Raw genomic sequence first — 24,577 nt, 5'->3', positions numbered from 1 at the left:
GGTCAGAACTTCTCCGGTCGGACGAGCGCGACCACGAGGTACACGACGGCGGCGACCGCGAGCACGGCGGCCAGGATCGAGAAGAAGATCACGAGCGCTCACCGCCTCGACCGGTGGGGCGGGCGGAGGAGGGGCGGGCCTCGGGGCCCAGCTTCTCGACCCCCTTGGCGACGAGCGCGACCAGCGCGAACAACGCGACGGTCACGGCGAGGAAGACGACATCGAGCACGACGACTCCAGATTCGGGTCTGTACCGCGGGAAGGCCGCGGGCGCCGCGGGGCGGCACGTCTGTCGATACAACTCCTCGAGCCCGCGGCATCCCGGCGTCCTAACGCTTTCCCTACGGGTCGCTGACGGACACATACGGGGTGCTTACGGGGAAGGAGCTCTCACGCGCACGGGGTGCTTACTCGTACGGGGTGAGGTGGACGCAACGGAGCCGGAGCGCTGTCCCGGATGCCGGAGCCGTCCGGGATGGTTCACCGCGGAGGGGACGACACAACGCAGGAGTATCGGCCGTCGGATGCCGTCGGCCGTGCGGGATCGGGACCGTAAGGGCCGAATGTCCTGCGTTGTGTCACGTGGGCTACCTCTTCACAGGGCCCACCGACGCATGATGGAGGCATGGCCGACATGGACGTGCGCGTGACCGCGGGGCTCACCATCCCGGCGGCCGAGCTGTCGTGGCGGTTCTCACGCTCGTCGGGCCCGGGCGGTCAGGGCGTGAACACCGCCGACTCCCGGGTGGAGATGATGTGGGATGCCGCGGCATCCACCGTTCTGTCACGGGTTCAGCGTGAGCGCGTGCTCGAGCGGCTCGGCGATCGGCTGGTCGACGGGGTGCTGACGATCGCGGCCTCAGAGCATCGGGCCCAGCTGCGCAATCGCGACGCCGCGCGCGCCCGTCTCGCGGCCCTCGTCGCCGAGGCGGTTCGCCCGCCCGCCCCGCCGCGCCGGGCGACGAAACCCACGCGCGGGTCGAAGGAACGCCGCCTGCAGGCCAAGCAGCGCCGCACCGACGTGAAGCAGATGCGCCGGCGCCCGACCGATTGACGCGGGCCCGTCCGGTCCCGTCATCCTGCGGTGAGTGTCCAAAACACCCGGACGCTTCCGAAAAACGTCCGGGTGTCTTGGACGCTCGAGGGGGCGACCGGAGTCAGCTGGTCGCGCCGCCCTCGGCCCGGCGGCGGCGCACCTGCTCTTCGAGATCGGCGAGGTGCATCTCACGCTCGAGGTCGGCGATCTGCTGCTCGGTGGTGCGGCTCTCGCGCGGGGCGGGCGGGGGAGCGGACTGCGCGTCCTTCTGCCAGCGCCGCGGGTCGCCGAACGACATCGGGGTCGACCGTTGCTCGTACTCGCGGCCGAGCGTGAACCACAGGATCGACCCGATGAGCGGCAAAAGCACGATGAAGAAGATCCACGCGAACTTCGGCAGGTGCTTCACCTGGTCCTCGCGGCGGGTGATGGCGTCGATGAGGGCTATCACCATCACGACGAGGGTCAGCAGGGCGAGGACGGGCATGGCATCCACCCTGGCGGAGACTCCCGGCGGCGTCCACCGCTGCTTCGCGAGCGGGCCGAACTCCTGACTTTTCGTGCGCACGGCGCCTCCGGGGCTGATTCCAGCGGCAGCGGCTCGCGTTTCTTAGGAGTTCTGCCCGGCGCCGGTCGCGCGCCGAAACGCCGAACGCCCCCGCCGGAGGGGCGGGGGCGTTCGGGAGGGGCTCAGGATGCCGAGTCGGTGGGCGTCTTCCGCGCCTTGTGCGCCGGGGCCTCGGCCACGGGCTGACCACCGCGCTGCTGACCGGGGAGCGGACGCGACCGGCGGCCGTAGATGACCTCGGACGAGTCGAGCAGCCAGGGCACGAGGGTGATCGAGACGCCGTGCACGAGCATCAGCTGGTGCGCGAGGCGGCGCGATCGACGGTTGTGCAGGATCGACTCCCACCAGTGACCGACGATGAACTGGGGGAGGTAGACGGTCACGACGGCGGAGCCGTTGTTCTCGCGGTACTTCTTGATAAAGGCCGAAACCGGCGAGGTGTACGTGCGGTACGGCGAGTCGATGATGACCAGCGGAATGGGCATGTCGTGGTCGGCCCATTCCTTCTGCAGCTTCGCCGCGTCTTCGTCGGTGATGGCGACGTGGACCGCGAGGGTCTTCTGATGGTTGGCCGCGAGGGCGTAGTCGATCGCCTTCATGACGGGCTTCTGGAGGCGGTTCACGAGGACGATCGCGACGTCCCCCGACGAGCCGAAGTGCACGGTCTCGTCCATGCGGATCTCGTGCTCGACGTCGCGGTAGTAGCGGTTCACGCCGATCATCAGCACCGCGAGGATCGGGATCGCGATGAACACGAGCCACGCGCCGTGGGTGAACTTCGTGATCGTGACGATCAGCAGCACGAGGACGGTCATCGCCGCGCCGACGGAGTTGATCCACAGGCCCGAGATCGCCGAGCGGCGCTCGATCGCGGCCGACTGCTGCTTCGCCGCCTCGGGCGGCAGGTCCTTCAGCCCGCGCAGTGCGCGGCGCCAGTGCCTGACCATGCCGATCTGACCGAGCGAGAACGAGACGAATACACCGATGATGTAGAGCTGGATCAGCGTCGTGAGGTTGGCCTGGTAGACGATCAGCACGCCGATGGCGACGATGCCGAGGATGATCATGCCGTTCGAGTAGACCAGCCGATCGCCGCGGGTGTTGAGCGCCTTGGGGGCGTAGCCGTCGCGGGCGAGCACGGCACCCAGCAGGGGGAAGCCGTTGAAGGCGGTGTTGGCGGCCAGCAGCAGCACGCACGCGGTGGCGGCCTGGATGATGAAGAACGGGATGCTTCCCATGCCGAAGGTGGCGGCGGCGACCTGGGCCATGAGGCTCGGCTGCGGGTTGTTGGCGCAGTCGAAGCCGATCAGGTGGCAGGGGTTCTCGGCGTAGTGCACGCCCGAGATGAGGGCGAGGATCGTCAGACCGGCGAACAGCACGATGGCGATGCCGCCCATCATGGTGAGCGTCGTCTGCGCGTTGCGAATCTTCGGCATGCGGAACGCGGGCACGCCGTTGGACACGGCCTCGACGCCCGTGAGGGCCGAGCAGCCGCTCGAGAAGGCGCGCAGCACGAGCAGGATGAGCGCCGCTTGCGTGAGCGACTCGGCCTGTACGGCGTACTGGGCGCTCTCGGCGACGGGGGCATCGCCGAGGAGCGTGCGCCCGAGGCCCACGACGATCATGACCCCGACCGAGCCGATGAAGAGGTACGTCGGGATCGCGAAGACGCTCGAGGCCTCGCGCACGCCGCGGAGATTGACGATCACGATGAGGATCACGAACCCGACCGCGATCTCGACGCGGAAAGGATTCAGTTCGGGCAATGCCGAGATGATGTTGTCGACTCCGGATGCCACCGACACGGCGACCGTGAGCACGTAGTCCACCAAGAGAGCTGCGGCGACGACCACCCCGGGCACCTCGCCCAGGTTCTTGCTCGCGACCTCGTAGTCACCGCCGCCCGAGGGGTACGCCTTGATGAGCTGGCGGTAGCTGAGCACGACCACGACCAGGAGTGTCACGACCGCGACCGCGACCCACGGACTGAGGGTCAGCAGGGCCGTTCCGCCGATGAGCAGGATCATCAGCAGCTCCTGCGGCGCATACGCCACGGAGGAGAGCGCGTCGGAGGCGAAGATCGGCAGCGCCATCTTCTTCGGGAGGAGCTGCTCGTCGAGTTTCTCCGACGTGAGGGGCTCGCCGATCAGGATGCGTTTCGCGATCGGCGTCTCTTCGCCGTCAACGCGACTTTCGTCAGTCACGGCGCGCGACATTACGCGCACTGGACGCCATGCGCAATCTGACGCGCACACCGTTCAGCGCACGGTCGCCGGACCGTGATCTTCCCGCGCATTCCTGCAGAGCAGGAAACGCTCACGTCGCGGCGATATTCCCGATGAATTCCGCGACGGCGTCGGCCCCACCGTGATCGTGCGCGGTCACCGTCACGACGGCCTCGCCGGCGAAGACGATGAGCTGACCGTGGGCACCGTGCAGGCGCCACGCATCTCCCGGTCCGTCCCACCCCGACAGGGCGTAGCGGCGGTACCCGTCGCCGACGCTGCCCGTCTCGATCCAGCCCGAGTGCATGGCATCCACGATTCCCGGCGACACCACGCGGCGACCGGCGACGATGCCGCGGTCGCGGATGAGCAACCCGAGCCGAGCCAGCTCGTCGGTGCGCAGCTCGAGGCCCTCTCCGCCGAGGACGCGGCCACTCGGGGAGCGCCGCCACGAGAGGTCAGCCCACCCCAACGGGGCGAACAGGCGAGGGCGAAGAAATTCTTCGATGTCGCCGGTCCGCTGCGACAGCGCGGCCATCGCCGTGTACGTGCTCGCATTCGAGTACTGGAAGATCCGACCGCGCGAGGGGCGCGACAGGAATTCGGCGGCCAGGTCGGGCCAGTCGGTCATCATCGTCTCGGACCAGGGCAGGTCGATGCCGCTCGACATCGAGAGCAGATCCCGGAGGGTCACCTGAGCCGCGGCGGGGAGCACCGTGCGGACCGGCTCGTCGAGCGACACCAGCCCCTCGTCGACGGCGATGCCCGCGGCGAGCACCGCCACAGCCTTCGCGACGGAGTGGATCTCCTCCCGCTCATCGGGCGTCCACCGGTGCATCGCGACATCGTCACCCACGCGCACGTGGAGGCCGTGCGCGGCGAAGCCGGTGTCGTCGATGCGGGCGACGAGCGCATCGCGAAGGTCGTCGGCGCGGGTCATCCGCCCAGGCTACGTCGCCCGCCGATCCTGCCTAGGCTCTCGGGGTGGACAACATCGTGGGCTCGGGGCTGCTGGCCGTCGTCGCGGGGGCGGTGGTCGCCGTCCTCGCGTTCGTGCCGTTCGTCGCGGTCAGCTACCGTCGCCGCGGTCATCTCACGCTGGGGCGCTCCCTCCTGTGGGCCGGGGCGGCCGTGTACTTCTGGGCGATCTGGACGTACACGCTCATCCCCGTGCCCGATTCCGAGGTCTACCGCTGCGCGGGGGTCAACCTCCACCCCTTCGCCTTCGTCGACGAGGTCCGCGCCGCCGTCGCCGTGTCGGGGCGCTACCTCACCGATCCCGTGGTCCTGCAGGTGGCGTTGAACGTGCTGCTGTTCGCCCCGCTCGGGTTCTTCCTGCGGGTGCTCGGGGGCCGCGGCATCCTGATCGCGGGCCTCGTCGGCTTCGCGACCTCGGGGATCATCGAGACCACCCAGCTCACGGGTGTGTGGGGCCTCTTCCCCTGCGCGTACCGCGTGTTCGACGTCGACGATCTCATCGCGAACACCGGCGGGGCGCTCCTCGGCTCGATCCTCGCGTTCGTCGTTCCGGCGCAGCACCGGGGTGTGGAGAGAGCTCCGGATGCCGAGACCCCGCGCCCGGTGACCCGTCGCCGCCGCCTGCTCGGGCTGGTGTGCGACGTCGTGGGCGTCTGGCTGGTCGGCTTCGCCGTCGCCGTGGTGGTGCAGGCCGTGCTCGTGCTGCTCGTTCGCGAGACCTCGTCGTTCTCGACCGATCGCGTCGCCTCGCTCGCGGGCGTGGTCGCGGCGGCGGGGCTCTGGCTCGCGGTGATCCTGGCGACGGGTCGCTCGATCGGCGACCTCGCCACGCGCGTGCGGTTCACGAACGGCGTGTTGCCGGCCTGGGTCGCACGACCCCTGCGCTTCGCGACCGGAGCCGGGATGTACACGGTCCTCGCCGAGCTTCCGACGCCGTGGTCGCTGACGGCGTTCCTCCTGGCGCTGGCCACCGCGGCCCTTCTGCTCGCGTGGTCCGACGGTCGCGGGCTCACCGGGTGGATCGGCCGGCGCCGCCTGGTCGACGACCGTGCGGGGGTGGTCAGCCCGACGGTGGACCGGGGCGCTCGAGCTCGATGACACGGCCTGCCGGAGGGAGTGATCTTCGCTCGTGGCCACGAGCCGAATGCGCCGCGGGCGTTCGCGGGTGAGCAGGTCAGCTCGCACCGTCCACTCTGGGTGTCATCTCCGCCATCGGGCCCTCGCTACGGTGGAGCCAAGCCAGCCCCGACCGAGGAAGACTCCCGCAGATCGGGGGATCCTCGTCTCGTCAGTGAAAGCGACACCGTCATGACCAACCCGCAGCAGCCCTACCGTGACCACGCCCCCGCGCAGCCCTCCGGGACGCCGCCCACGCAGGGGTACGTCGTCGGATATGAGCCCGCGCCCCCGCGCGGGCTCAGCGTCGCCAGCATGGTCCTGGGCATCGTGTCGATCTTCTTCGGCTTCACGTTCATCGTCCCCCTCACCGGTCTCATCCTCGGATTCGTCGGTTTCCGAAAGGAGCCCGCCGGACACGGCATGGCCATCGCGGGCATCATCCTGAACGGTCTCGTGCTCGTCGGTGCCATCGCCATCGGCCTCTTCCTTCTCCTCGGCTTCGCCGGCGTCCTCGGCACCGGACTTCTCTACAGCGGCCGCTGACCTCCGCAGCCCGTGCCCGACCGGTGCGCCGGGGCGCTTCGACTCGATGACAAGGTTTGCCATCGACGCGTAGGCTTCTCTCATGGCCACGATGAACATCTCCCTCCCGGATGAACTGCGTGCGTTCGCCGACGAGCAGGTGAACTTGCACCTCTACGCGTCGAGCAGTGAATACGTACGCGAACTCATCCGCCGCGACCGTGACAACGTGCGCCTCCGCGATGCCGTCCTCGACGGCATCCGTTCGGGCGACGGTTCGGAAATGGATGCCGCCTACTTCGATCGACTGCGGGCGCGCGCCACCGAATCGCGATGACGCGCCGCGTCGTCTCCTCCCACGGCGCCGACGATGACCTCGCCGGCGCCGTGGAGGTCTACCGACAGACCGCCGACGCGGCGACGGCCGAGCGGTTCGTCGACGCGATCGAACAGTGCGTTCGCCGCATCGCGGCCTTGCCCTCGGCGGGATCGGTGTCGGCCGAAGCCCTCACCGGAATCCCGGGACTCCGCAGTCTGGCGGTCGAGAGGTTCCCGTATCAGCTCCTGTACACGAACGATGACGATGTCGTCCGGGTCCACCGCGTGCTGCACGCGCGCCGCGATGTGGGACGCGTCTTCGCCGACTGAGGGGCCGGTCAGCCCGCGCGGAACTCCTCGGCGAGCACGCCCATGAGGACCTCGTCGTGGAACCGCCCGCCGTGGAACGCCACCGCGCGTCGCACGCCCTCGCGCACGAATTCGGCCTTCTCGTAGGCCCGGATGGCGCGGTCGTTGAAGACCCAGACGCGGAGCTCGACCTTGTGCACCCCGAGCTCGTCGAAGGCGAACCGCAGCATGGTGCGCGTGGCATCCGCGCCGTATCCGCGGCCGACGGCGTCGGGGCCGAGGATGATCGCGAAGGTCGCGATGCGGGCCGGGAGGGCGGCTCCCCACATCGTGGCGTGACCGATGAGCTGCCCGGTCTCGTCGTCGATGCTGAAGCCCGCCCCGCCGGGGGAGTCGTTGCGGCGAACGCCCCGCATGTGCTCGCGCACGACCCACGGGTGTCTCGACGGCGGACCACCCCTCGCCGCCCTCGGCGGCCCCGCCGCCTAGGCTGGACGCGAGGAGTGAGATGTCGTCGAGAGCAGGGCGCGCGCAGCGGGCGGGGCGCGGCATGGCCGCAGCCGCGGTCGCGACGTTCGTGGCGACCCTGTCGCACTCGGCCGTCTCGGCTGAGCGGCCGCCCCTCGTCAACATCGTGCTGGCCCTGTGTCTCGCGGCTCCCGTCTGCGTCATGCTCGCGGGTCGCGCGCTGTCGTGGACGCGTCTGTCGCTCGCGGTCGTGCTCAGCCAGGCGCTGTTCCACGCGGTGCTCGTGCTCGATCTGCAGGGCGGGTTCGTCCCGGCCGCTCACCACGGCGCGGCATCCGTCTTCAGTGCGGCCGGAGCGCACAGCGCATCCGCTCACGGCACGGAGTCACCATGGATGTGGGCGGCACACGCCGTCGCCGCTCTCGTGACGGTCGTCGCGCTCGGCCGTGGCGAGCGAGCGGTGCAGGCGATCGCCCGGTTCTTCGTCGCGGTGCTCTCCGTGCTGCGCCCCGTGCGTGGTCTTCCTCCGCGGACGGATGCCGTTCTCTCGGCGCCCGAGCCGCTGCTGCTGACGACGGCGATGACCGTGCTGTCGTCGATGAGGCACCGGGGTCCGCCGCTCGCGGCCTGATCCCGACCTCTCATTTCTCGCGCGAAAGAAGCGCCTCATCGGCGTGCGCACTTCTCAGAAAGCAGCACCATGTCTCGAAAGACCACTCTTCGCCGGGCCCTCGTCGGCCTCGCCGCCGGCGCGGCCCTGGCGATCGCCGTGCCCCTCGCGGCGTCGGCCCACGTCACCGTCAATCCCAACACCGCCACGGCCGGCAGCTACGCCACCGTGAACTTCCGCGTTCCCACCGAGTCGGAGACCGCGTCCACCGTGAAGGTCGAGGTGACGCTGCCGACCGACACCCCGCTGACCTCGGTCCTCGTCGAGCCCGTCCCGGGCTGGACCGCCACCGTCGAGAAGGGGGCGCTGCCCGCCCCCGTCGAGGTCGACGGCAACACCATCTCGGACGGCCCGCTCAAGATCGTGTGGCAGGCCGACCCCGGTGTGGGCATCGGGCAGGACCAGTTCCAGATCTTCTCGGCGGTCCTCGGGCCGATCCCCGACACGGGTCACCTCGTGCTCCCCGCCGTGCAGACGTACTCGGACGGCTCGGTCGTCGACTGGACGAACACCCCCGAGCAGGTCGCGGCAGACGACACGCTCGAGCCCGCGCCCGTGCTGTACATCAACGACACCCCGCCCGCGAGCGGCCACGGCGGTCACGGTGGGGCATCGGCCGCGCCGACGATGGACGACCACTCGATGGAGGCCGCGGCTCAGACGAGCGACTCCTCGGGACTGTCGCTGGGTCTCAGCATCGCCGCTCTCGTGATCGCGATCGCCGGTGCCGTTCTCGGCGCCATCGCCGTGTCGCGTCGCCCGAAGCGCAGCTGAGCATGGGCTCCCGGAACGCTCTGCGCCGGGCCCTGGTCGGGGCGGTGGTCGTCGCTGCGGCGATGACCGCCGCTCTCGGCGGGGCGTCGGCGGCCTCTGCGCACGACAGCCTCGTGTCGTCGACGCCCGCCGAGGGTGAGAGCGTCTCGTCGCTGTCGGAGGTCACCCTCGATTTCAGCGCCAATCTGCTCGGCTACGACGGCGGCAACATCGTCATCGTGGTCGGACCCGACGGCAAGCACTACGAGAGCGAGTGCGTGGCCCTCGCGGGGCCGACCCTGACCCTCCCGGTCGCTCTCGGGGCGCCCGGCGGGTACACGGTCGAGTGGCGAGCGGTCTCGTCCGACGGGCATCCCGTCTCGGGTGAGATCCCGTTCACGTACACGGGTGAGAGCGTGTCGCCCGGTGCCGACGCCTCCCCGTGCGCGAGCGCTCAAGGCGCCGTCCCGGCGGAGACCCCGGTGGCCGCACCCTCGACCTCGGGCGGGATGTCGGGCCTGACCGTGGGCCTGCTCGTGGGCGGTGGGGCGGTCGTGCTCGTCGGCGTGATCGTCGTCGTGATTCTCAGCCGCCGTCCCCGCGAGGAGCAGGAGTCGTCCGACACCGAGTGATTCCGGATGCCATGACCCGGCGCGTCCACACCGAGTCCCGTTCCGCGGGGTCGAGGTGGGTGCGCCGGGTTTCGGCATCCCGAGTCGAACGGGCAGTCCTGGGAGGCGGGGGACGACGCTGATCGACTCTCGCGAGGGGACGTCGCCGGAAGACTAGAGGCTGCCGCCGGGCACCGAGAACGTGTCGCAGGCGTTGACGCCGCCCTGGCGGCCCTCGTCGAACCACCGGGTGCGCTGCGCGCTCGATCCGTGCGTGAAGCTGTCGGGGTTCGAGATCTGACCCGCCTCGGCCTGGATGTGGTCGTCGCCCACGGCGGACGCGGCCGACAGGGCGTCGAGGATCTGCTGCTCGGTCGGAGGCTGCAGGTAGGGGGTGCCGTTCTCGTCCACCTGCTCGGAGGCCGCGGCTACCCAGGCCCCCGCGAAGCAGTCCGCCTGCAATTCGGTGCGGACGCCGTTGCTGTCGGCGCCGGTGCCGTTGTTCGGGTACTGCTCCATCACGCCGGTGAGGTTCTGGACGTGGTGGCCGTACTCGTGCGCGAGCACGTAGAGCTGGGCGAGGGGGCCCGCGGTGGTGTCGTACTGCGCGCGAAGGATCGAGAAGAAGGTCGGGTCGACGAACACCGTCTCGTCGGGCGGGCAGTAGAACGGACCGGTCGCGTTCGAGGCCGTGCCGCACGAGCTTCCCGTCTGCTGGTCGACGATGACGAGCTGGGGCTTGCGATAGCCGTCGAGGCGTTCCGCCCAGAACTGGTCGATGTCGAGCGATGCCGCGGCCAAGCGGCAGGCGTCGTCGCTGTTGGCATCCCGGCCCGTCTCGCAGCTCGCGACCTGTTCGCCGCCGCTGCCGGGGGCCGCGCCGCCACCCGAGCCGAGCAGGCCGGTGAGGTCGGTCCCGGTGAACATCGAGATGAGCAGCACCACCACGGCGCCGAGGCCCACGGCCCCACCGCCGACGGCCGCCACGGTTCCCCCTCGGCGCTTGGCCGAGTTGCCGCCGACGCGGGCATTGTCGTTGAACGTCACGGCGGTCACGCTACGCGCCGACCGGACCGTCGCCGAGGGGCTGGACTTCGCGTGAGGGAGGGGTTCGCGTCGGCGTCGTCCGTCGGCACACCCCGCGGTGTGACTCTGCTCTGTGTCCCGTCCCCGGTTACCGCTGTGTGATCGGCCACGTCTCGATGTCGAACTGCCCGAAGGGCAACGGCGAGTGCAGCGAGAACGAGCTCCAGTCGTCGACGTGCACTGTCATGATCGCGATCCAGCCGACGGCCAGGGCCACCAGCGTGAGGACGACGATCGCCATCCGCGCGTTGTTCAGCATGCGGAAGGCGTGATCTTCGTCACCGGCTCGGCGGAGGATGCGGGTGATCGTTCCGATCACGACCACCGCGAGGAGGGCGAAAAGGAGTGGGCTCGGACTCAACTCGATCAACCCGCACCGCGGCTCGATGGCGGTCGGAGCGCCCCCGGCATCGATGAACCCCTGTCCGTTCGCGGCGAGGCCGCCCGAGCAGCTCTGGTGCGTGCCGCGGAGGAACATCGCCGACACGGCCGACGCGACGATGGCCCAGACGAGCAGGGAGCGGATGCCGACGAGGAGCGCCGCTCCGGGAAGGAGCGGCGTCGTGTTCTCTGTCGTGGTCACAGCGTCCTCCGGGGGAAGGGGCGAGATCCCACCCTCACACGGATCGCGGCGCGGCGCGAGGGCTACCGGCCTCGCGGTTCCTGCCGGAGGCAGGACGCCCTCAGCCCAAGAACTCCCGCGCCGCCACGACGAGATTCTCCACGCCGCGGTCGATCGTCGGCTGCATCACCGGGGCGAAGTACGGCGAGTGGTTCGTCGGGATGTCGCGCTCGATCGTGCCTCCCGCGAAGGCCCTCTGGAAGGTCTCGGGGTCGACACCGCCCCAGAACCAGAACACGAGAGGAGCGCCTGACTCACGCGCGAACCACGACACGTCCTCGCTCCCGGTGAACATGCCGGGGTCGACGACCGAGCCCTCACCGAACGAGCGCTGGAACGCCGCGGTGAGGCGGGCCGTGGCATCCGTGTCGTTGATGGTCGGCGGCAGGGTGTGATCGGTGGTGATGGTGGGCGTCTGCTCGGCCCCCGAGGCCTCGGCCTCGGCGCGGATGATGCGCTCGACCTTCGTCATCACGCGCTCGCGCGCGGCGTCGTCGGGGTAGCGCAGGCTCAGCTCGAGCCTGGCCTCGGCGGGGATGATGTTGTTCTTCAGCCCGGCGTGGATCGATCCGACGGTCACGACGGCGACGTCGCGGGGGTCGACCTCGCGCGAGACGACGGTCTGCAGGCGCATGACGGTGGCGGCGGCCATGACGACGGGGTCGATCGTGGAGTGCGGGCGCGAACCGTGACCCCCGCGGCCGTGGAGCACGACGGTGAGGCCGTCGGATGCCGCCATCTGCGTGCCCGGTCGCACGCCGATCATGCCGGCGGGAAGGGGCGTGACGTGCTGGCCGAGCACGATGTCGGGCTTCGGGTACCGGTCGAGCACGCCGTCGGCGATCATCGCCTTCGAGCCCGCTCCGTACTCCTCGGCGGGCTGGAAGACGGCGACGACCGTCCCCGCCCACTCGTCGCGGGTGGCGACGAGACGCTCGAGGGCGCCGATCAGGGCGGTGACGTGCATGTCGTGGCCGCACGCGTGCATCACGGGGACGGCGTTGCCGGCCGGGTCGGTGCCGCGCGCGGTGCTGGCGTAGGCGAGGCCCGTCTGCTCCTCGACGGGAAGACCGTCCATGTCGGCGCGCAGCCATACGACGGGACCCTCGCCGTTGGCGATGGTCGTGACGAGGCCGGTGCGGCCGACGCCCTCTTCGATGTCGAGCCCGAGATCCGCGAGGTGGCGGGCGATGACACCCGCCGTCCGCGTCTCCTGGAACGACAGCTCGGGGTGGGCGTGCAGGTCGGTGTAGAGGCTTTCGAGGTCGACGCTCATGCCCCGAGCCTAGTCAGCGGGGCGCTACCGGATGCCGCTCACCCCCGCAACCCATCCGCTTCGGTCAGGTTGAGCGACGACGCTGGCGCCATGACCACCACACACTTCGACTACCTCATCGTCGGCGGCGGAATGGTCGCCGACACCGCCGCCCGCGGCATCCGCGAGATCGACGCCGACGGATCCATCGGGATCCTGAGCGACGACGTCGACGAGCCGTACACGCGCCCCGCCCTGAGCAAGAAGCTGTGGACCGATGACGAGTTCACATGGGAGAAGGTGCCCCTCGGCACCGCCGACGACACCGGCGCCGACATCCGGCTGCGCACGCGCGCCACGGCGATCCGCCCCGACGAGCACGAAGTGGATGCCGGAGACCAGACGTTCTCGTACGGCAAGCTCCTGCTCGCCACCGGCGGCAAGCCGGTCCCCCTCCCCGTCGACGACCGCTCGAACGGAGAGCGCGCACTGACCTTCCGCACGGCCGAGGACTACCGCCGCCTGCGCGCCCTCGCGAAGGACGTCGATCGCATCGCCGTGGTCGGCGGGGGATACATCGGCTCGGAGCTCGCCGCAGCCCTCGTGCAGAACGACGTCGAGACCGTGCTGATCCACACCGGTGCGGTGCTCGGTGACGCGGTGTTCCCGCCGGCGCTCGCGGAGCGGTTCGAGAAGCTCTTCCGTGATGCCGGCGTCGAGATCGTCGCCGGTTCGAAGGTCTCGGGAGGAGAAGTGGATGCCGCGGGCGCCCGCCTCGACCTCGAGAACGGTGATGAGGTCCGCGCGGATGCCGTCGTGAGCGGTCTCGGTATCGAGGTCGCCACCGACCTGGCGGAGGACGCCGGGCTGACGGTGGACGACGGCGTGCACGTCGACGCGCAGCTGCGGGCGTCGGCCGACGACGTGTACGCCGCGGGCGACGTCGCCAGCTACCCCGACCGCCTGCTCGGGCGCCGCCGCGTCGAGCACGTCGACAACGCCAACGAGCAGGGCAGGGCGGCCGGACGCAATCTCGCGGGCGCCGCCGCGCCCTACACGCACACGCCGTACTACTACTCGGCGGTCTTCGGCATCCGGTACGAGGCGGTCGGAACTCTCGACTCGTCTCTCGAGACGGTCGAGGACTGGATCGACACCGAGCGCGGCGTCGTCTACTACCTCGACGACGACCGGGTGGTCGGCGTCCTGCTCTGGAACGTCGAAGAGGCGCGGGATGCCGCCCGCTCGGTGCTCGCCGAGGCGGACACCCTGACGCGCGAAGACCTCGTCGGGCGAATCCGCTGACGGTGCGGGCGAGGCGTGAGGTGCGAACGGCCTCGCCACTCGCCGTGCGCCGGGCCCCGCGCTCGTGCGGAGGGCCCCGCGGCACTAACCTGGACGCGCGCTGACAGTCTTCGGCGCGAGAGACCCCCAGGAGCGCCCGATGGCCACCGCTGAACTCCGATTGTCCGTCCCCGTCGATCGAGCCCGCGACGCGGTCGGCTACGCCCTCGCCGAGCAGGGCTTCTCGGTGCAACCGACGGCATCCGGCTCCCTCGACGTCTCGCGCGGCAGCATGGGCACCACGCTCGTCGCCGGCGCGTTCGCCGGGCAGGACATGCACGTCCGTTTCGACGTGCACTTCGCCGAGACGGCTGAAGGCACGCTCGCGTCGTTCGAACACTCCACCCTGGGCGGCTTCTTCAAGGGCGGGGCGATCGGAGCCGCCAAGGTCGGCGACGTCGTGCGTGAGGCAGCCCACCGCGCGGGGGCTCGCCTCGCTCAGCAGGGCGTTCTCATCGGCAGCGTGCCCGCGTCTCCGTCCGATGCGGGTGCCGCACCGCAGCCGGACGCGGCGGGCCCGGCCTGGGCGCCTCCGGTCCCGCCCGCACCGCCCGGGTACCCGGGCGCGCCAGTCACCGAGGCCGACGGCTCGAGTCCTGCCCCGGCTTACGGCGCGACGGCGGGAGGCCAGCAGACGGGCGCCCCCGCGTACGTTGGGTCCTCCTATGGGACCGCGACGGCGGCTTCGGGCCGCACCAACGGCATCTCGATCCTCGCGATCATCCTCGGCTTCGTGTTCCCCATCGGCGGCATCATCGCGGGTGCGGTCGCTCTCGCCCAGATCAAGCGCACCGGCGAGAAGGGACGAGGTCTCGCCATCACCGGAATCATCGCGGGTGCGGTCATCAGCGTTCTGACGATCATCGCCGTCATCGGTCTGCTCATCTTCTCCTTCACGGTCGGCTCGAAGGCATCCTCGGCCGATCCCTTCGACATCCCCGATTTCCCGCAGGATGGTGGAGTCACCGTGGGCCCGAGCGAGGCGGCCCCCGGCGACGGCGACACGTTCACTCTGACGGTCGGCGCCTGCCTCGACGACGTCCCTGGCGGTTTCATCAGTTCGTCCAACCTCGTCGACTGTGCTGTCCCGCACACGTACGAGGTATTCAGCAGCTTCTTCCTGCCCGAAGGGGCGTTCCCGGGCGACGACGCGATCGCGTCCGCAGCCCAGGAAGGCTGCGATGCCGCGTTCCCCTCGTTCGTCGGCATCCCCTTCGACCAGTCGGCGCTGAACTACCAGTTCGTCGCTCCGACCGAGAGCACGTGGGCCGACGGCGATCGCGAGATCTCGTGCCTGCTCTACGACCCCGCCGTCGAGGAGACGACCGGATCGTTGGCCGGCTCGGCGCGCTGACGCCGGGCGCGAACGGCGTCCATGCGAGGCGCTGCGTGGCGCGCGGGGCGGGAGGTGCCTCGCGACGGGTGCGACGGTGGTGAGTTCGCCGACGGCGCCATGAGATTCGTCTGTGTCCTGACAGTGGGCTCGTGCCCACCGGCGGAGGAACACACGGAGGGGTGAGCGGGGAGACGCAGAGTGGGCCGCGTCCCCCCGCCCGACGCCGAATCGGGTACATTCGGCGCTTGAGCAACCGGGGGAGTCTCTAGGGGGAGAACAGGTTGCTCAAGTCGAAGGTGGGATGAGGCGGGCGTGAATCTCGAACTTCCACACCCGCCCCGAGCGGCCCACCACAGGCTCTGACCACGCGAGGAGCTATCTCGCGCGGACAACATCCTGACCGTGTGCCCGCCCGCCAGGAGGGCTGAGCGCGAATTTGTCCACTTCAGGTGACGCTTGCGCAGTTATGGCGTATCCACCCGATCACCGAGCAGATGCGACTCGGCGAGCCCGTGGAACCAATTCGACAACTGCACTCTGTTCGTGGTGTCGGTTTTGTCCATCGCGCGAGAAACGTACGTCTTGACCGTGTTCTGACTCAAATGCAGGGCCGCGGAGATCTCTTCGTTGCTCGCCCCCATCGCCAGCAATTCGACGACTTGGATCTCTCTGTCGGAGAGCACTGTGGTGCTGGTCTTCGATGGGAAGTCTGCGCCGACGAGCGCCGTGATGAATTCGGCTGCGGGAGCCGTCTTGGCGACGAATGCGTTGACACCGACGTTGCGTGCGTCCGCATACAGCGCCGGGTTGTCGATCGACGACATGAGGACCATGCGCAGGTCCGGGTACATGAGACGGATCCGGCGCGCGACGGAGAGGCCTGATTCCTCGGGCATGAAGAGGTCCATGAGAAGAACGTCGGGTTGCAGATCTTTCACGGCCTCCAGGAGCCCCCGATGGCCGGCGAACTCACCCACGATCGAGACGCTCGTATTCCCGCGCAACAGGAGCCTGATGCCGGTGCGCACCAGCGGATCGTCATCGATCACCAGCACGCGAGCCGGCTTGATAGAAACGTTCATCGAATTCTCCCTCGCGAGCACCCCCAGGCGCCGGAGACGAAACGTATCACCCGACCTCCGCCCTCCCCGGGCGAGATGCAGCCCAACCATCAACATCGGTTTACACGGAGCATCCCGACAGAGCGCGGTATCCGGTACTGTCGGTCTCCAATCCGTCGGGAGACGGAAAACGCACTCACGTTGCACCCGATCAGCGCTAGGCGGACTATTCGTCGTGTCGCGATGCAGCGCCCGACCCGTGCGGAGGACGCATTGGTGAAAGACAACCTCGACTACTTCAGGTCGTATCAGCGAAACGCACTACTCGCTGCGGGTGCGGGAGCGATCGGGTTGGCGCTCTTCGCCTTAGCCGCCCCGCCTCTGCAATTGTGGAATCTGCTCGTCACCCTCGCGATCGGGTCCATCGGCGTGACAGCTCTCCTCTGGAATCACAAGCGAACGCGTCTCGTGGCCGGGATCGTCCTCGCCACCGCCGCCCTGACACCCATCGCCGCCCCCGCCGGGTGGGCGATGATGTTCCTCCTCGGGCTCCGGTACACCCCACGGGTGACCATCTGCTTCGTCATCGCGGGGATGACATCGAGCGCCGGTCTTTTCGTGCTGTATCTCATTCGCTGGGCGAATACCTCCAACGCCGGCCTTGCCGCTCTCATCGCGGTGTTCTCGATCCTCACCACCGCCGGCGCCGGCTTCGCGGGAATCGTTGCCGGCCACCAGCGTCGGCGGAACGCCGAGGTGACCGATCTCTTCCTGGACGCGATGAAGCAGGCGCCTCGTATCTCCGAGCAGGCGACGCAGGCGGAGCGCTCACGCATCGCCCGCCTGCTCCACGACGAACTCGGTCACAATCTGGTGCTCATCAACCTTTTCGTCAGCAGCATCGAGACCGCCCGGCTGACCGACAGCGAGATCAGAGAAGCGCTCAGCACCATCCGCGATCAGAACCGGGCGGCTGCGCGGGCGCTCGCGAACACCGTCACCGACCTCACGTCCACGTCGAGCACGGCTGTGCTGGAAGACAGGCTCGCCGATATCGTCCGCGAAGTCGAGCGCGCGGGGCTCGCCGTGTCGATCGACATCGTCGACGACCTCCCGCTCAGCGGTGCTCATTCCGACTTCGTCGTACGCACCGTCCGCGAAGGACTGACGAACGCCGTGAAATATGCCCGGCCCGCTCGGGCGGACGTCACTTCCGCGTTCGACGAGCGATCGGCGACGGTGACCTTCACCATCGCGAGTCCACGCGCAGAAGAACAGGAGGCGGGACACCCGATCTCGAGCGGGAATGGCATCCGAAGCCTCCAGACAGATGCCGTTCCCGTCGGGGGAGTGGTGACCTTCGCAACAGACGACGCCCGTGCGTACTTGACTCTCATGTTGCCCGTCGATTTAGAAGAAGTCGGTGGTCACCAAATGACGGACGCAGCCCACCGGTCGGGACATTCCGAGGAATAGTGCGCGCTCTCGTGGCCGAAAGTTGATCTCCCACCGGGATTGCTCCGCAGCCGTGTCAGCGGGTCGTTAGATTCGCACGCATTGCGGCGTCTGTCGCCGCATCCGGAGAAGACGAAAGGCCTCCCACGTGGCGCAGCGGAAAATTATTCAGATGGTCGACGACCTCGACGGGGCAGTCATCGAAGACGGCGAGACCGTCCACTTCTCGATCGACGGTCGTGTGTATGAGGTGGATCTCTCGAGACGGAACGCCCAGACCCTTCGTGACCTTCTCGCCCCTTACGTGGCCGCTGGCCGCCGCTCCGGGGGTCCCGCTCGCACGCGACGCGCGGCGTCGACCCGTGACGTCGAGGCCATCCGGAGATGGGCGACCGCGAACGGCTTCGCGGTCAGTGACAAGGGCAGGATGTCGAACACCGTCCTCGAGGCCTACCGGGCGGCGAATCACTCCTCGTCCCGGGACTGAGCGTTCCTCCGCCCGACGACAGGCGCGCTCGCCGTTCGCCTACCGCGAGAGGGCGAGGGCCACGACGGCAATCACAACGCCCCACACGGGGATGACGAGAAGAGCGGCGACGAGAGTCCCTCGGAAGAACGACAGCGACTCGGCCCGGCCCGCGTCGCGGCCGTTGGCACTCGCCGACGGGTCGCCGGGCGGGTCGTCCGATCGTCGCGGGTGAGGGGGTGCTCCGGCGGAGCGTTGAGACGCGCTGAGCGCGGCGGGGGCGAAGAATGTCGGCATCGCGATCACCTCGGGATCAGGTCGCCGGGCCCGGGATGCCCGGTGATCGCATCACTGTAGGAACGCCCACCTCGACCCCGGCGCGCGCCGACGCCGTTTGTCAACTTCTGACCACCGATCGCACCGCGCGTCGCGCAGCAGGCGCTCCCCGGGGGAGAGGGGCGGACTCGTCCGCTGCTCGCCAGATCGAGCGCGAGCTGGGCCGCGCCGATGAAGAACACGATGGCATCGGGCTAGCGAGAGGTAGCGCCATGATGTGGGAGACCGAGGTGATGTGCTCCGCTGGTCGCCGCCGCCAGCTGGGCGATCTCGGGGTGGAACCGCCAGGTGATGATGACGCGCTGGGTGTCGTTTCGCGCGACGCGCGATGCTTCCGCCAGCACGTCCCACAGGTCGACCAGGGCGACATCGTCAGCGAACACCACACCGGACGGGATCAGATCCAGTGCCGTGCGGACGGCGGTCGCTGTCGGGGCCGTCAGTCGTATCCACTCGGACGTCTGCTCCACGGCATCCGCGACGATGGTCGATCGCAGGCGTTTCGTCGCTCCCGTGACGATCACGACACGGTGCGGCCCGGTGAGAGCATCGTGCACCGCGCGCCGCAGGGGTTGCACGGCCGGCCCTCTGTCGGCGGGAGTGGAGGGGGAGATGTTCATCGGGACTCCTTCATGTGCGGGCCCCGCGCATGAGACAGCGCGGGAAACGAAACTCCTTCCGTCGGTTGACGCCCGGGGCGGAGGAATCTATCGCCGACCCGAGCGCGCGAATTCCGCTCTTTCGAGGGGATGCCGATGAGAGCTGAGGAGAGTACGACGGCGGAAGACGTGGATTGCCTCGCCGCTCGCGCCGCAGCCGGAGACCGAGCCGCGGTAGCCCGGTACTTGCAGAGTGTGCTTCCCTACCTGAGACGGATGGCGAACCATGTCACCTCGGCGCCCCTCGACCCCGACGACGTCCTCAGCGAAGCCCTTTCGCGGCTTCTGCAGAAGTGGAACCAGGGCACCGGACCCCGATCGCACGCGCACACGTATGTCATCCGAACGATGCGGAACATCGTCGTCGACGAATACCGAGCGTCGCGTTCCCGAGATGTTCCCCTCGGCCTCGAGGGGATGCCCACGGACGAATCGGTCGACTCTTCGTTGCGCGAGATCGAGCTGGATGGCGAGTTCACGCTCATCCGGGAAGCCTTCCGCAGCCTCCCCGAGGACCAGAGGAAGGTTCTCGACGCCGTCACCGTTCATGGACGGAAGCCCTCCGAGCTGACCAACGAACTCGGTCGAAACGCCGCCGCCGTCTCGAATCTGCTCCGACGAGCCAAACTCGCCCTCCGCCGTGCCACTCTCGTGTCGACACTGCGCCGGGGGCACGCCGACTGCGCCGCCAACGCCGCGCACATTCCGCGGACTCCGCAGCCGGAGTGGCGGGCGCACGAACCCGATGCGCCGGGGCTGGCGCACATCGGCGGCTGCCGCACGTGCCAAGACAACTGGCGGCGGTGGGCGACCCTGACGTCGGCGCTCGGCGTCACGACCGTCCTCGTCGTGTCATCCGTGAGCGAGCCCCCTGCTGCCGCGGCTCTCTCGCCCGCTCAAAAGAGGAGTCGTCACCAGGTGGTGGAGCGCGGGAGGAGCGTGAGCTCGCGGGCGCTCCCGTGGCTCACGCCGGGCGCGCTGTCCGTCGCTGCCGGCTCAACCTTGGCCGCGGTCGGACTCGTCACGCTCTTCCTCACCTCCGCCGCCGAACCCCCCGCGCACTTCACCGCCGAGGCGATCTCATCGACCACCCTGTCGCTCTCGTTCGCCGTCGACGCGGAGACCTGGCGGGCCGACTCGATCGCCCTCACGATCGAGGGCGGGCGCCTCGGCGAGGTGCCTCCCGCATGGAGGTGTGAGACGCGCGCCGACACTGTGGTGTGCGACCCCGGCCCGGGACCGATCGACGTCGTCCTCACCGTCATCCCCGACGGCACGGCGGCCTCACCCGCCTACCGCGTCGTGGTTCACGCACGGGCGGGTCAGTTCGATTTCGAGGGGACCGCCACCGGGGACTTTCCACACGGCGCCGCATTTGTCACCGAAAGTTGACAACCGCTACGCGGGGTGAGGCATGTGTATGTGTCCCCCTCTACGTTCCAGAGAACGTCCCGGCCCGGCGACGTTCTCTGTGCGCCCTAGGGGGGACCGCGACATGTCTTCGACCCGTTCCATCGCTCGCCGAGCGGCCGCGCTCGGAGTGAGCATCTCTCTGATTGCTCTCGGGGCGCTGGCAGCGTCGCCCGCCCAGGCCGCGACCTGCACGGTCACGCCGACGACGTGGCCGGACCTGCAGGCCGCGTTCGCCACTGCGCCCGCAACCGGCGCGGTGATCTGCCTTGGCGCTGACATCACTCATCTGGGTGATGGTTCCCTCAACGACCCCCTCATCTCTCCGGCGGGGTCCAACGTGACCTTTGACCTCAACGGTCACAGCCTCATCGTGAGAGTCGGTGACGGCAGCCAGATAGGGAACGGGTGGGCCGCGATCGATGTCAGCTCCGGTAAAACGCTCACCATCGACGCAACTGGCGGAGGAACCCTCACCGTCTACACCGAAACGGGTGCTGCAGCCATCGGCGGTTCTCAGGGCGAAGGCGCCGGGACGATCATCATCAACGGCGGCACCATCAACGCCTCCACCGGCTACGACGGAGCCGGCATCGGCGGCGGACAATACGGGACGAGCGCCGGATCGGTGACGATCAACGGCGGCGACGTGACCGCCTCCACCACCAACTGCGGGCCCGGCATCGGCTCCGGCGATAACGCTGATGCCTCCGCCGTCATCAACGTCACAATCAACGGCGGCACCGTCACGGCGACCGGATCCTGCGGTGCCGCCGGAATCGGAGGCGGTTCCGACATGGCAGGCCAAGCGACCGTCACCATCACTGGAGGCGCCGTCGTCGCAAAGGCGACCCAGGGTGCGGGCATCGGCGGCGGCCGCAACGGTGCCAACATCACCATCTCCGGTGGCGACGTCACCGCCTCGGCCGCCCTCAACGGAGTCGGTACCGGTGCGGGCGCCGCCATCGGGACACAGTGGTCCGGCGGCGGCAACCCCGGCACTCTCACCCTCATTGGAACAGGAATTCCCACCCCCACATCCGGGGCGAACGGGTCCGCGCTTTCGCCGACCCCGACGGTGCAGCCGGGCTCTCCGGGGGTGACCTTCGTCCAGACCACTCAAGACGGATCAGCTACCCAAGCGCCTTCGACGCGGATCGTCTTCGCGGTTGCCGTCGCGCCGCGAATCACGACCGCGAGCCTGCCCGGGGGGACCGTCGCGGCACCCTACGCGCAGACAGTCGCGGCATCCGGAACAGGGCCCATCACCTTCGCCCTCGCCAACGGCACGGCCCTGCCTGCCGGGCTCACCTTGGATCCCGCGACCGGCGTCCTCAGCGGCACGCCCACGACGGCGGGGTCGTTCTCGTTCCAGGTCCGCGCCACCAACATCATGGGCGCCGACACCAGAACCTACGCCCTCGAGATCGCTGCCGCGCCGGCGATCACCACAACGAGCATTCCCGGCGCGACGGCAGGCGCCGCCTACTCCCAGACCATCACGGCGACGGGAACCGGCCCCGTCACGTTCGCCCTCGCCAGCGGCTCCGCCCTCCCCGCGGGGCTGACCTTGGACCCGGTCAGCGGCGTCATCTCCGGAACGCCGACAGCGTCGGGAGCATTCGCGTTCACCGTCACCGCGACGAACGCCACCGGCACTGACTCACGCACGTACACGTTGACCGTCGCGGCGGCAGCGGTCACCCCGACCCCCTCCGCGACGTCGGCGCCAGCTGCACGAGCAGGTAGCAGCACACTCGCCGTCACCGGCATCGATGGAGCACTCGCGCCGCTTCTCGCGGGCGGCGGTGCGCTGCTCCTCGCCGTCGGCGCCGGGTCCCTCGTCCGCGCACACGGACGCCGGCAGTCCTGAGCGCCTCATCGCGGACGCCGACATCTTCCTCCCCGAACGCGCCACGTAGACATCCCAGAAAGAAGTCGTCCATGACTCCCTCTCCCCGTTCATCGGCCCGGCGCTGGTCCGCGCGGGTTCTCGGCGCCGCGATGCTCTCCGGCGCGCTCGTCGTGGCGCCCGCATTGCAGGCGTCGGCGGTCTCCTCGCCCCCTGTGGTCGTCAATCAGTTCACCACCACGAATGGCGCCTTCCTCCTTCTGAAGCCGAGCGCGGGCAACGTCCTCTACTCGGCGAACGGCGGCGGCGGCAACCTCAACGTCACCGACCTGTCGACGTCGCCGCCGTCCACCACGCAGCGGGTGCTGCGCGCAGGTCAAGGCGGGACCAACCGTGAGCTCGACGAGAACACGGACGGGTCACGGCTCTACGCGACATCAACCGCGGGCATCGATGTTCTCGACGTGCTGAACCCGTCCGCGCCGTCGGTCTTCTGGGCCGCCCCGGCCGGCACCAGCTACTACTCCACGGCATACAACCCGACGACGGGTCAATTGTTCGTGTCCGCTACGGACGGTGCCGGCTCGTCCATCCTCGAACTCGACCCTGCCTCGGGCGCCGTCGTCGCGCAGCACTCGACGCCAACCGGCTACACACAGCTCGCCGTCGACTCCACGCGCGGACTCCTCTACGGCACTGCGGGCTCTGCTGCCGGCCTGGTGCTGACAGCTCTCCGCACCTCGGACCTCAGCGTCGTTGCGACGGCGTCCACCCTCGCCACCGGGGGGAACAACTCGAATGGTGTGGCCATCGACAGTGCCGGTGGTCGGGTCTTCGTCACCACCGGCAGTGGCAGCAGCGAGGTAACAGCCTTCGACGCATCCACGTTGGCGGCCCTGGCCACCTATCCGCTCGGATCGGTCTCGGCTGCGGCACTGTCTTACATCACCAGCTCCAACTACCTCGTCGTGAGTTTCCTCAGCGCGAGCAAGCCCCGCCTGATCGACCTCAACGACGGCACCGTGGCCCAGCTCACCGCCGCTCCCACCGGGTTGAACCGCGGAATCGCCGTGGACCAGGTCAACGGCTACATCTACAACGCCGGAACCACCAACAATCAGGTCACCGTCCTCGCTACCGCCGTCGACATCCTCACCACCACCGTGCCGGCCGCGTCAGCGGGCGTTGCGTACACCGCCACGATCGATGCCGCCGGCTCGCTGCCGCGGACCTTCGCGGTCTCCGCCGGAGCGCTCCCCCCGGGCCTGACACTGAATAGCGCCACCGGCGCGATCACCGGCACCCCCACGGCGGGAGGGACCCACACCTTCACGGTGACGGCAACAAACGTCGCCGGCACGGACTCGCAGGCGTACACGGTCTACGTGGCCCAGCCGCCGGTCATCACGACCACCGCCGTCCCGAACGGCACGAGCGGGACGGCGTACACCGCGACGATCGCCGCCACCGGCAACGGCCCCATCTCCTACGCCATCAGCTCCGGGGCGCTGCCGGTGGGCCTGACCCTCGACGCGGCCACCGGTGTGATCAGCGGCACCCCGACCGCCGCGGGGTCGTCTTCTTTCCAGGTCACGGCGACGAATGCCGACGGAACGAATACGGCCGACTACTCGATGCAGGTCCTCGCGGCACCGGTCGTCACCTCCCCGACGCCCCCGGCGGCGACCGCCGGCGCGGCTTATTCGCACACCGTCACCGCATCGGGCTCCGGGCCGATCACCTTCACCGTCAGCTCCGGCTCGCTGCCGACCGGTCTGACGATCGACGCCTCCACCGGGGTCATCTCCGGAACGCCGTCGGTCTCGGGTTCCTTCGCCTTCACGATCACCGCGACCAATGCCGCCGGGTCCGATGCGCGCGCCTACACGCTGGCGGTCGCAGCCGCACCGGTGACCCCGGCACCGTCTTCGACGCCGACGGCGGCGGGAACGGGGAGTAGCAAGCTCGCCGTCACCGGTAGCGACGGCGCACTCGCGGCGTCCCTCGCGGGCGGAGGGCTGCTGTTGCTCGCCGTCGGGTCCGTCACTCTGATCCGCGCGCGCAGACGCCACCTGTCCTGATCCGACTCCGCTTCACCTGGCCCGGTCGGCGTCGGCG

The 24,577-nt window shown here is 69.3% G+C and carries 26 protein-coding genes and 1 pseudogene; 15 read left to right on the top strand and 12 right to left on the bottom strand.

The annotated features are described in order from the left end of the window. Positions 1-2: 2 nt before the first annotated feature. A complete protein-coding gene (gene kdpF / locus QBE02_RS09755; RefSeq protein ID WP_074696280.1) occupies positions 3-92 on the bottom strand; it encodes a K(+)-transporting ATPase subunit F in 90 nt (29 codons plus the stop codon). Beyond that, positions 89-229 carry a hypothetical protein gene (locus QBE02_RS09750; RefSeq protein WP_279365551.1) on the bottom strand — a complete coding sequence of 47 codons (141 nt, stop codon included), beginning with the start codon at positions 227-229 and terminating at the stop codon, positions 89-91. Before QBE02_RS09750 ends, kdpF begins: the two co-directional genes overlap by 4 nt. 405 nt (positions 230-634) lie before the next feature. Here QBE02_RS09750 and arfB point away from each other — a divergent pair, with 405 nt between their 5' ends. Then, positions 635-1,054, top strand: coding sequence for an alternative ribosome rescue aminoacyl-tRNA hydrolase ArfB (arfB, locus tag QBE02_RS09745; RefSeq protein WP_279367878.1), 420 nt, complete (start codon positions 635-637; stop codon positions 1,052-1,054). 103 nt (positions 1,055-1,157) lie between these two features. Here arfB and QBE02_RS09740 read toward each other — a convergent pair whose 3' ends face one another. From QBE02_RS09740 to QBE02_RS09730, 3 genes are all read right to left on the bottom strand, one after another. Beyond that, entirely contained in the window at positions 1,158-1,604 is a 447-nt protein-coding gene (locus QBE02_RS09740; RefSeq protein ID WP_279365550.1) for a PLD nuclease N-terminal domain-containing protein, read from the bottom strand. A 122-nt stretch (positions 1,605-1,726) separates the two neighbouring features. Continuing rightward, the gene (locus tag QBE02_RS09735; protein ID WP_279365549.1) at positions 1,727-3,820 is read right to left on the bottom strand and encodes an APC family permease; all 2,094 of its coding nucleotides are present in this window, start codon (positions 3,818-3,820) and stop codon (positions 1,727-1,729) included. A 100-nt stretch (positions 3,821-3,920) separates the two neighbouring features. Next, positions 3,921-4,769, bottom strand: coding sequence for a serine hydrolase domain-containing protein (locus QBE02_RS09730; protein ID WP_279365548.1), 849 nt, complete (start codon positions 4,767-4,769; stop codon positions 3,921-3,923). Between the two features lie 44 nt (positions 4,770-4,813). On the opposite strand from QBE02_RS09730, the gene QBE02_RS09725 reads away from it, so the two are divergent. The 4 genes from QBE02_RS09725 to QBE02_RS09710 all read left to right on the top strand — a co-directional run bounded on the left by QBE02_RS09725 (position 4,814) and on the right by QBE02_RS09710 (position 7,096). Further along, on the top strand, positions 4,814-5,905 hold the full coding sequence (locus tag QBE02_RS09725) for a VanZ family protein (RefSeq protein ID WP_279365547.1): 1,092 nt from the start codon (positions 4,814-4,816) through the stop codon (positions 5,903-5,905). A 210-nt stretch (positions 5,906-6,115) separates the two neighbouring features. Then, entirely contained in the window at positions 6,116-6,469 is a 354-nt protein-coding gene (locus QBE02_RS09720; protein ID WP_279365546.1) for a DUF4190 domain-containing protein, read from the top strand. Positions 6,470-6,551: 82 nt separating this feature from the next. Beyond that, positions 6,552-6,785, top strand: coding sequence for a ribbon-helix-helix domain-containing protein (locus QBE02_RS09715; RefSeq protein ID WP_279365545.1), 234 nt, complete (start codon positions 6,552-6,554; stop codon positions 6,783-6,785). Beyond that, the gene (locus QBE02_RS09710; protein ID WP_279365544.1) at positions 6,782-7,096 is read left to right on the top strand and encodes a type II toxin-antitoxin system RelE/ParE family toxin; all 315 of its coding nucleotides are present in this window, start codon (positions 6,782-6,784) and stop codon (positions 7,094-7,096) included. The genes QBE02_RS09715 and QBE02_RS09710 overlap by 4 nt, the downstream gene beginning before the upstream one ends. An 8-nt stretch (positions 7,097-7,104) precedes the next feature. Here the strand turns inward: QBE02_RS09710 and QBE02_RS09705 are convergent. Further along, positions 7,105-7,506: pseudogene (locus QBE02_RS09705) on the bottom strand (GNAT family N-acetyltransferase); the annotation flags it as partial. A 77-nt stretch (positions 7,507-7,583) separates the two neighbouring features. On the opposite strand from QBE02_RS09705, the gene QBE02_RS09700 reads away from it, so the two are divergent. From QBE02_RS09700 to QBE02_RS09690, 3 genes are all read left to right on the top strand, one after another. Then, positions 7,584-8,174, top strand: a complete 591-nt coding sequence (locus tag QBE02_RS09700) for a hypothetical protein (protein WP_279365542.1) — start codon at positions 7,584-7,586, stop codon at positions 8,172-8,174. 69 nt (positions 8,175-8,243) lie between these two features. Further along, positions 8,244-8,987, top strand: a complete 744-nt coding sequence (locus QBE02_RS09695) for a YcnI family copper-binding membrane protein (protein WP_279365541.1) — start codon at positions 8,244-8,246, stop codon at positions 8,985-8,987. 2 nt (positions 8,988-8,989) lie between these two features. Then, positions 8,990-9,598: a copper resistance CopC family protein gene (locus tag QBE02_RS09690; RefSeq protein ID WP_279365540.1), complete on the top strand. Its 609-nt coding sequence runs from the start codon at positions 8,990-8,992 to the stop codon at positions 9,596-9,598. A 153-nt stretch (positions 9,599-9,751) separates the two neighbouring features. Here QBE02_RS09690 and ypfJ read toward each other — a convergent pair whose 3' ends face one another. The 3 genes from ypfJ to QBE02_RS09675 form a co-directional block, all read right to left on the bottom strand. Continuing rightward, positions 9,752-10,624 carry a KPN_02809 family neutral zinc metallopeptidase gene (gene ypfJ / locus QBE02_RS09685; protein ID WP_056228153.1) on the bottom strand — a complete coding sequence of 291 codons (873 nt, stop codon included), beginning with the start codon at positions 10,622-10,624 and terminating at the stop codon, positions 9,752-9,754. A gap of 127 nt (positions 10,625-10,751) precedes the next feature. Then, the gene (locus QBE02_RS09680; RefSeq protein WP_279365539.1) at positions 10,752-11,246 is read right to left on the bottom strand and encodes a hypothetical protein; all 495 of its coding nucleotides are present in this window, start codon (positions 11,244-11,246) and stop codon (positions 10,752-10,754) included. A gap of 100 nt (positions 11,247-11,346) precedes the next feature. Continuing rightward, positions 11,347-12,561 (bottom strand): amidohydrolase, encoded by a 1,215-nt coding sequence (locus QBE02_RS09675; RefSeq protein WP_279365538.1) that lies wholly within the window; start codon positions 12,559-12,561, stop codon positions 11,347-11,349. 90 nt (positions 12,562-12,651) lie between these two features. On the opposite strand from QBE02_RS09675, the gene QBE02_RS09670 reads away from it, so the two are divergent. Together QBE02_RS09670 and QBE02_RS09665 are read left to right on the top strand one after the other, a co-directional pair. Then, positions 12,652-13,845, top strand: a complete 1,194-nt coding sequence (locus QBE02_RS09670; protein ID WP_279365537.1) for an NAD(P)/FAD-dependent oxidoreductase — start codon at positions 12,652-12,654, stop codon at positions 13,843-13,845. A gap of 139 nt (positions 13,846-13,984) precedes the next feature. Beyond that, entirely contained in the window at positions 13,985-15,238 is a 1,254-nt protein-coding gene (locus tag QBE02_RS09665) for a DUF4190 domain-containing protein (protein ID WP_279365536.1), read from the top strand. Between the two features lie 446 nt (positions 15,239-15,684). Here QBE02_RS09665 and QBE02_RS09660 read toward each other — a convergent pair whose 3' ends face one another. After that, positions 15,685-16,302 (bottom strand): response regulator transcription factor, encoded by a 618-nt coding sequence (locus tag QBE02_RS09660; protein WP_279365535.1) that lies wholly within the window; start codon positions 16,300-16,302, stop codon positions 15,685-15,687. 180 nt (positions 16,303-16,482) lie between these two features. Here QBE02_RS09660 and QBE02_RS09655 point away from each other — a divergent pair, with 180 nt between their 5' ends. Further along, the gene (locus QBE02_RS09655; RefSeq protein WP_279365534.1) at positions 16,483-17,757 is read left to right on the top strand and encodes a sensor histidine kinase; all 1,275 of its coding nucleotides are present in this window, start codon (positions 16,483-16,485) and stop codon (positions 17,755-17,757) included. A 127-nt stretch (positions 17,758-17,884) separates the two neighbouring features. After that, on the top strand, positions 17,885-18,223 hold the full coding sequence (locus QBE02_RS09650) for a histone-like nucleoid-structuring protein Lsr2 (protein ID WP_279365533.1): 339 nt from the start codon (positions 17,885-17,887) through the stop codon (positions 18,221-18,223). A gap of 39 nt (positions 18,224-18,262) precedes the next feature. Here QBE02_RS09650 and QBE02_RS09645 read toward each other — a convergent pair whose 3' ends face one another. Then, positions 18,263-18,499 (bottom strand): hypothetical protein, encoded by a 237-nt coding sequence (locus tag QBE02_RS09645; RefSeq protein WP_279365532.1) that lies wholly within the window; start codon positions 18,497-18,499, stop codon positions 18,263-18,265. A 233-nt stretch (positions 18,500-18,732) separates the two neighbouring features. Beyond that, on the bottom strand, positions 18,733-19,158 hold the full coding sequence (locus tag QBE02_RS09640; RefSeq protein WP_279365531.1) for a hypothetical protein: 426 nt from the start codon (positions 19,156-19,158) through the stop codon (positions 18,733-18,735). A gap of 129 nt (positions 19,159-19,287) precedes the next feature. Here QBE02_RS09640 and QBE02_RS09635 point away from each other — a divergent pair, with 129 nt between their 5' ends. The 3 genes from QBE02_RS09635 to QBE02_RS09625 all read left to right on the top strand — a co-directional run bounded on the left by QBE02_RS09635 (position 19,288) and on the right by QBE02_RS09625 (position 24,540). After that, positions 19,288-20,589 (top strand): sigma-70 family RNA polymerase sigma factor, encoded by a 1,302-nt coding sequence (locus QBE02_RS09635; RefSeq protein WP_347710260.1) that lies wholly within the window; start codon positions 19,288-19,290, stop codon positions 20,587-20,589. 358 nt (positions 20,590-20,947) lie between these two features. After that, on the top strand, positions 20,948-22,480 hold the full coding sequence (locus QBE02_RS09630) for a beta strand repeat-containing protein (RefSeq protein ID WP_279365529.1): 1,533 nt from the start codon (positions 20,948-20,950) through the stop codon (positions 22,478-22,480). A 71-nt stretch (positions 22,481-22,551) separates the two neighbouring features. After that, positions 22,552-24,540 carry a beta strand repeat-containing protein gene (locus QBE02_RS09625; protein WP_279365528.1) on the top strand — a complete coding sequence of 663 codons (1,989 nt, stop codon included), beginning with the start codon at positions 22,552-22,554 and terminating at the stop codon, positions 24,538-24,540. The last annotated feature ends 37 nt before the right edge of the window (positions 24,541-24,577 follow it).

Source organism: Microbacterium testaceum (assembly GCF_029761935.1).
Lineage (GTDB): Bacteria > Actinomycetota > Actinomycetes > Actinomycetales > Microbacteriaceae > Microbacterium > Microbacterium testaceum_A.
The sequence above is the reverse complement of the archived record's forward strand: the minus strand, read 5'-3'. Positions and strand labels throughout refer to the sequence as shown.

What these genes read in the sequence shown, in the direction of transcription:
- arfB (WP_279367878.1), top strand. Translation starts at nt 635, where the DNA reads ATGGACGTGCGCGTGACCGCGGGGCTCACCATCCCGGCGGCCGAGCTG.
- QBE02_RS09735 (WP_279365549.1), bottom strand. Translation starts at nt 3,820, where the DNA reads ATGTCGCGCGCCGTGACTGACGAAAGTCGCGTTGACGGCGAAGAGACG.
- QBE02_RS09730 (WP_279365548.1), bottom strand. Translation starts at nt 4,769, where the DNA reads ATGACCCGCGCCGACGACCTTCGCGATGCGCTCGTCGCCCGCATCGAC.
- QBE02_RS09720 (WP_279365546.1), top strand. Translation starts at nt 6,116, where the DNA reads ATGACCAACCCGCAGCAGCCCTACCGTGACCACGCCCCCGCGCAGCCC.
- QBE02_RS09715 (WP_279365545.1), top strand. Translation starts at nt 6,552, where the DNA reads ATGGCCACGATGAACATCTCCCTCCCGGATGAACTGCGTGCGTTCGCC.
- QBE02_RS09710 (WP_279365544.1), top strand. Translation starts at nt 6,782, where the DNA reads ATGACGCGCCGCGTCGTCTCCTCCCACGGCGCCGACGATGACCTCGCC.
- QBE02_RS09700 (WP_279365542.1), top strand. Translation starts at nt 7,584, where the DNA reads ATGTCGTCGAGAGCAGGGCGCGCGCAGCGGGCGGGGCGCGGCATGGCC.
- QBE02_RS09695 (WP_279365541.1), top strand. Translation starts at nt 8,244, where the DNA reads ATGTCTCGAAAGACCACTCTTCGCCGGGCCCTCGTCGGCCTCGCCGCC.
- QBE02_RS09690 (WP_279365540.1), top strand. Translation starts at nt 8,990, where the DNA reads ATGGGCTCCCGGAACGCTCTGCGCCGGGCCCTGGTCGGGGCGGTGGTC.
- QBE02_RS09675 (WP_279365538.1), bottom strand. Translation starts at nt 12,561, where the DNA reads ATGAGCGTCGACCTCGAAAGCCTCTACACCGACCTGCACGCCCACCCC.
- QBE02_RS09670 (WP_279365537.1), top strand. Translation starts at nt 12,652, where the DNA reads ATGACCACCACACACTTCGACTACCTCATCGTCGGCGGCGGAATGGTC.
- QBE02_RS09665 (WP_279365536.1), top strand. Translation starts at nt 13,985, where the DNA reads ATGGCCACCGCTGAACTCCGATTGTCCGTCCCCGTCGATCGAGCCCGC.
- QBE02_RS09660 (WP_279365535.1), bottom strand. Translation starts at nt 16,302, where the DNA reads ATGAACGTTTCTATCAAGCCGGCTCGCGTGCTGGTGATCGATGACGAT.
- QBE02_RS09645 (WP_279365532.1), bottom strand. Translation starts at nt 18,499, where the DNA reads ATGCCGACATTCTTCGCCCCCGCCGCGCTCAGCGCGTCTCAACGCTCC.
- QBE02_RS09640 (WP_279365531.1), bottom strand. Translation starts at nt 19,158, where the DNA reads ATGAACATCTCCCCCTCCACTCCCGCCGACAGAGGGCCGGCCGTGCAA.
- QBE02_RS09635 (WP_347710260.1), top strand. Translation starts at nt 19,288, where the DNA reads ATGCCGATGAGAGCTGAGGAGAGTACGACGGCGGAAGACGTGGATTGC.
- QBE02_RS09625 (WP_279365528.1), top strand. Translation starts at nt 22,552, where the DNA reads ATGACTCCCTCTCCCCGTTCATCGGCCCGGCGCTGGTCCGCGCGGGTT.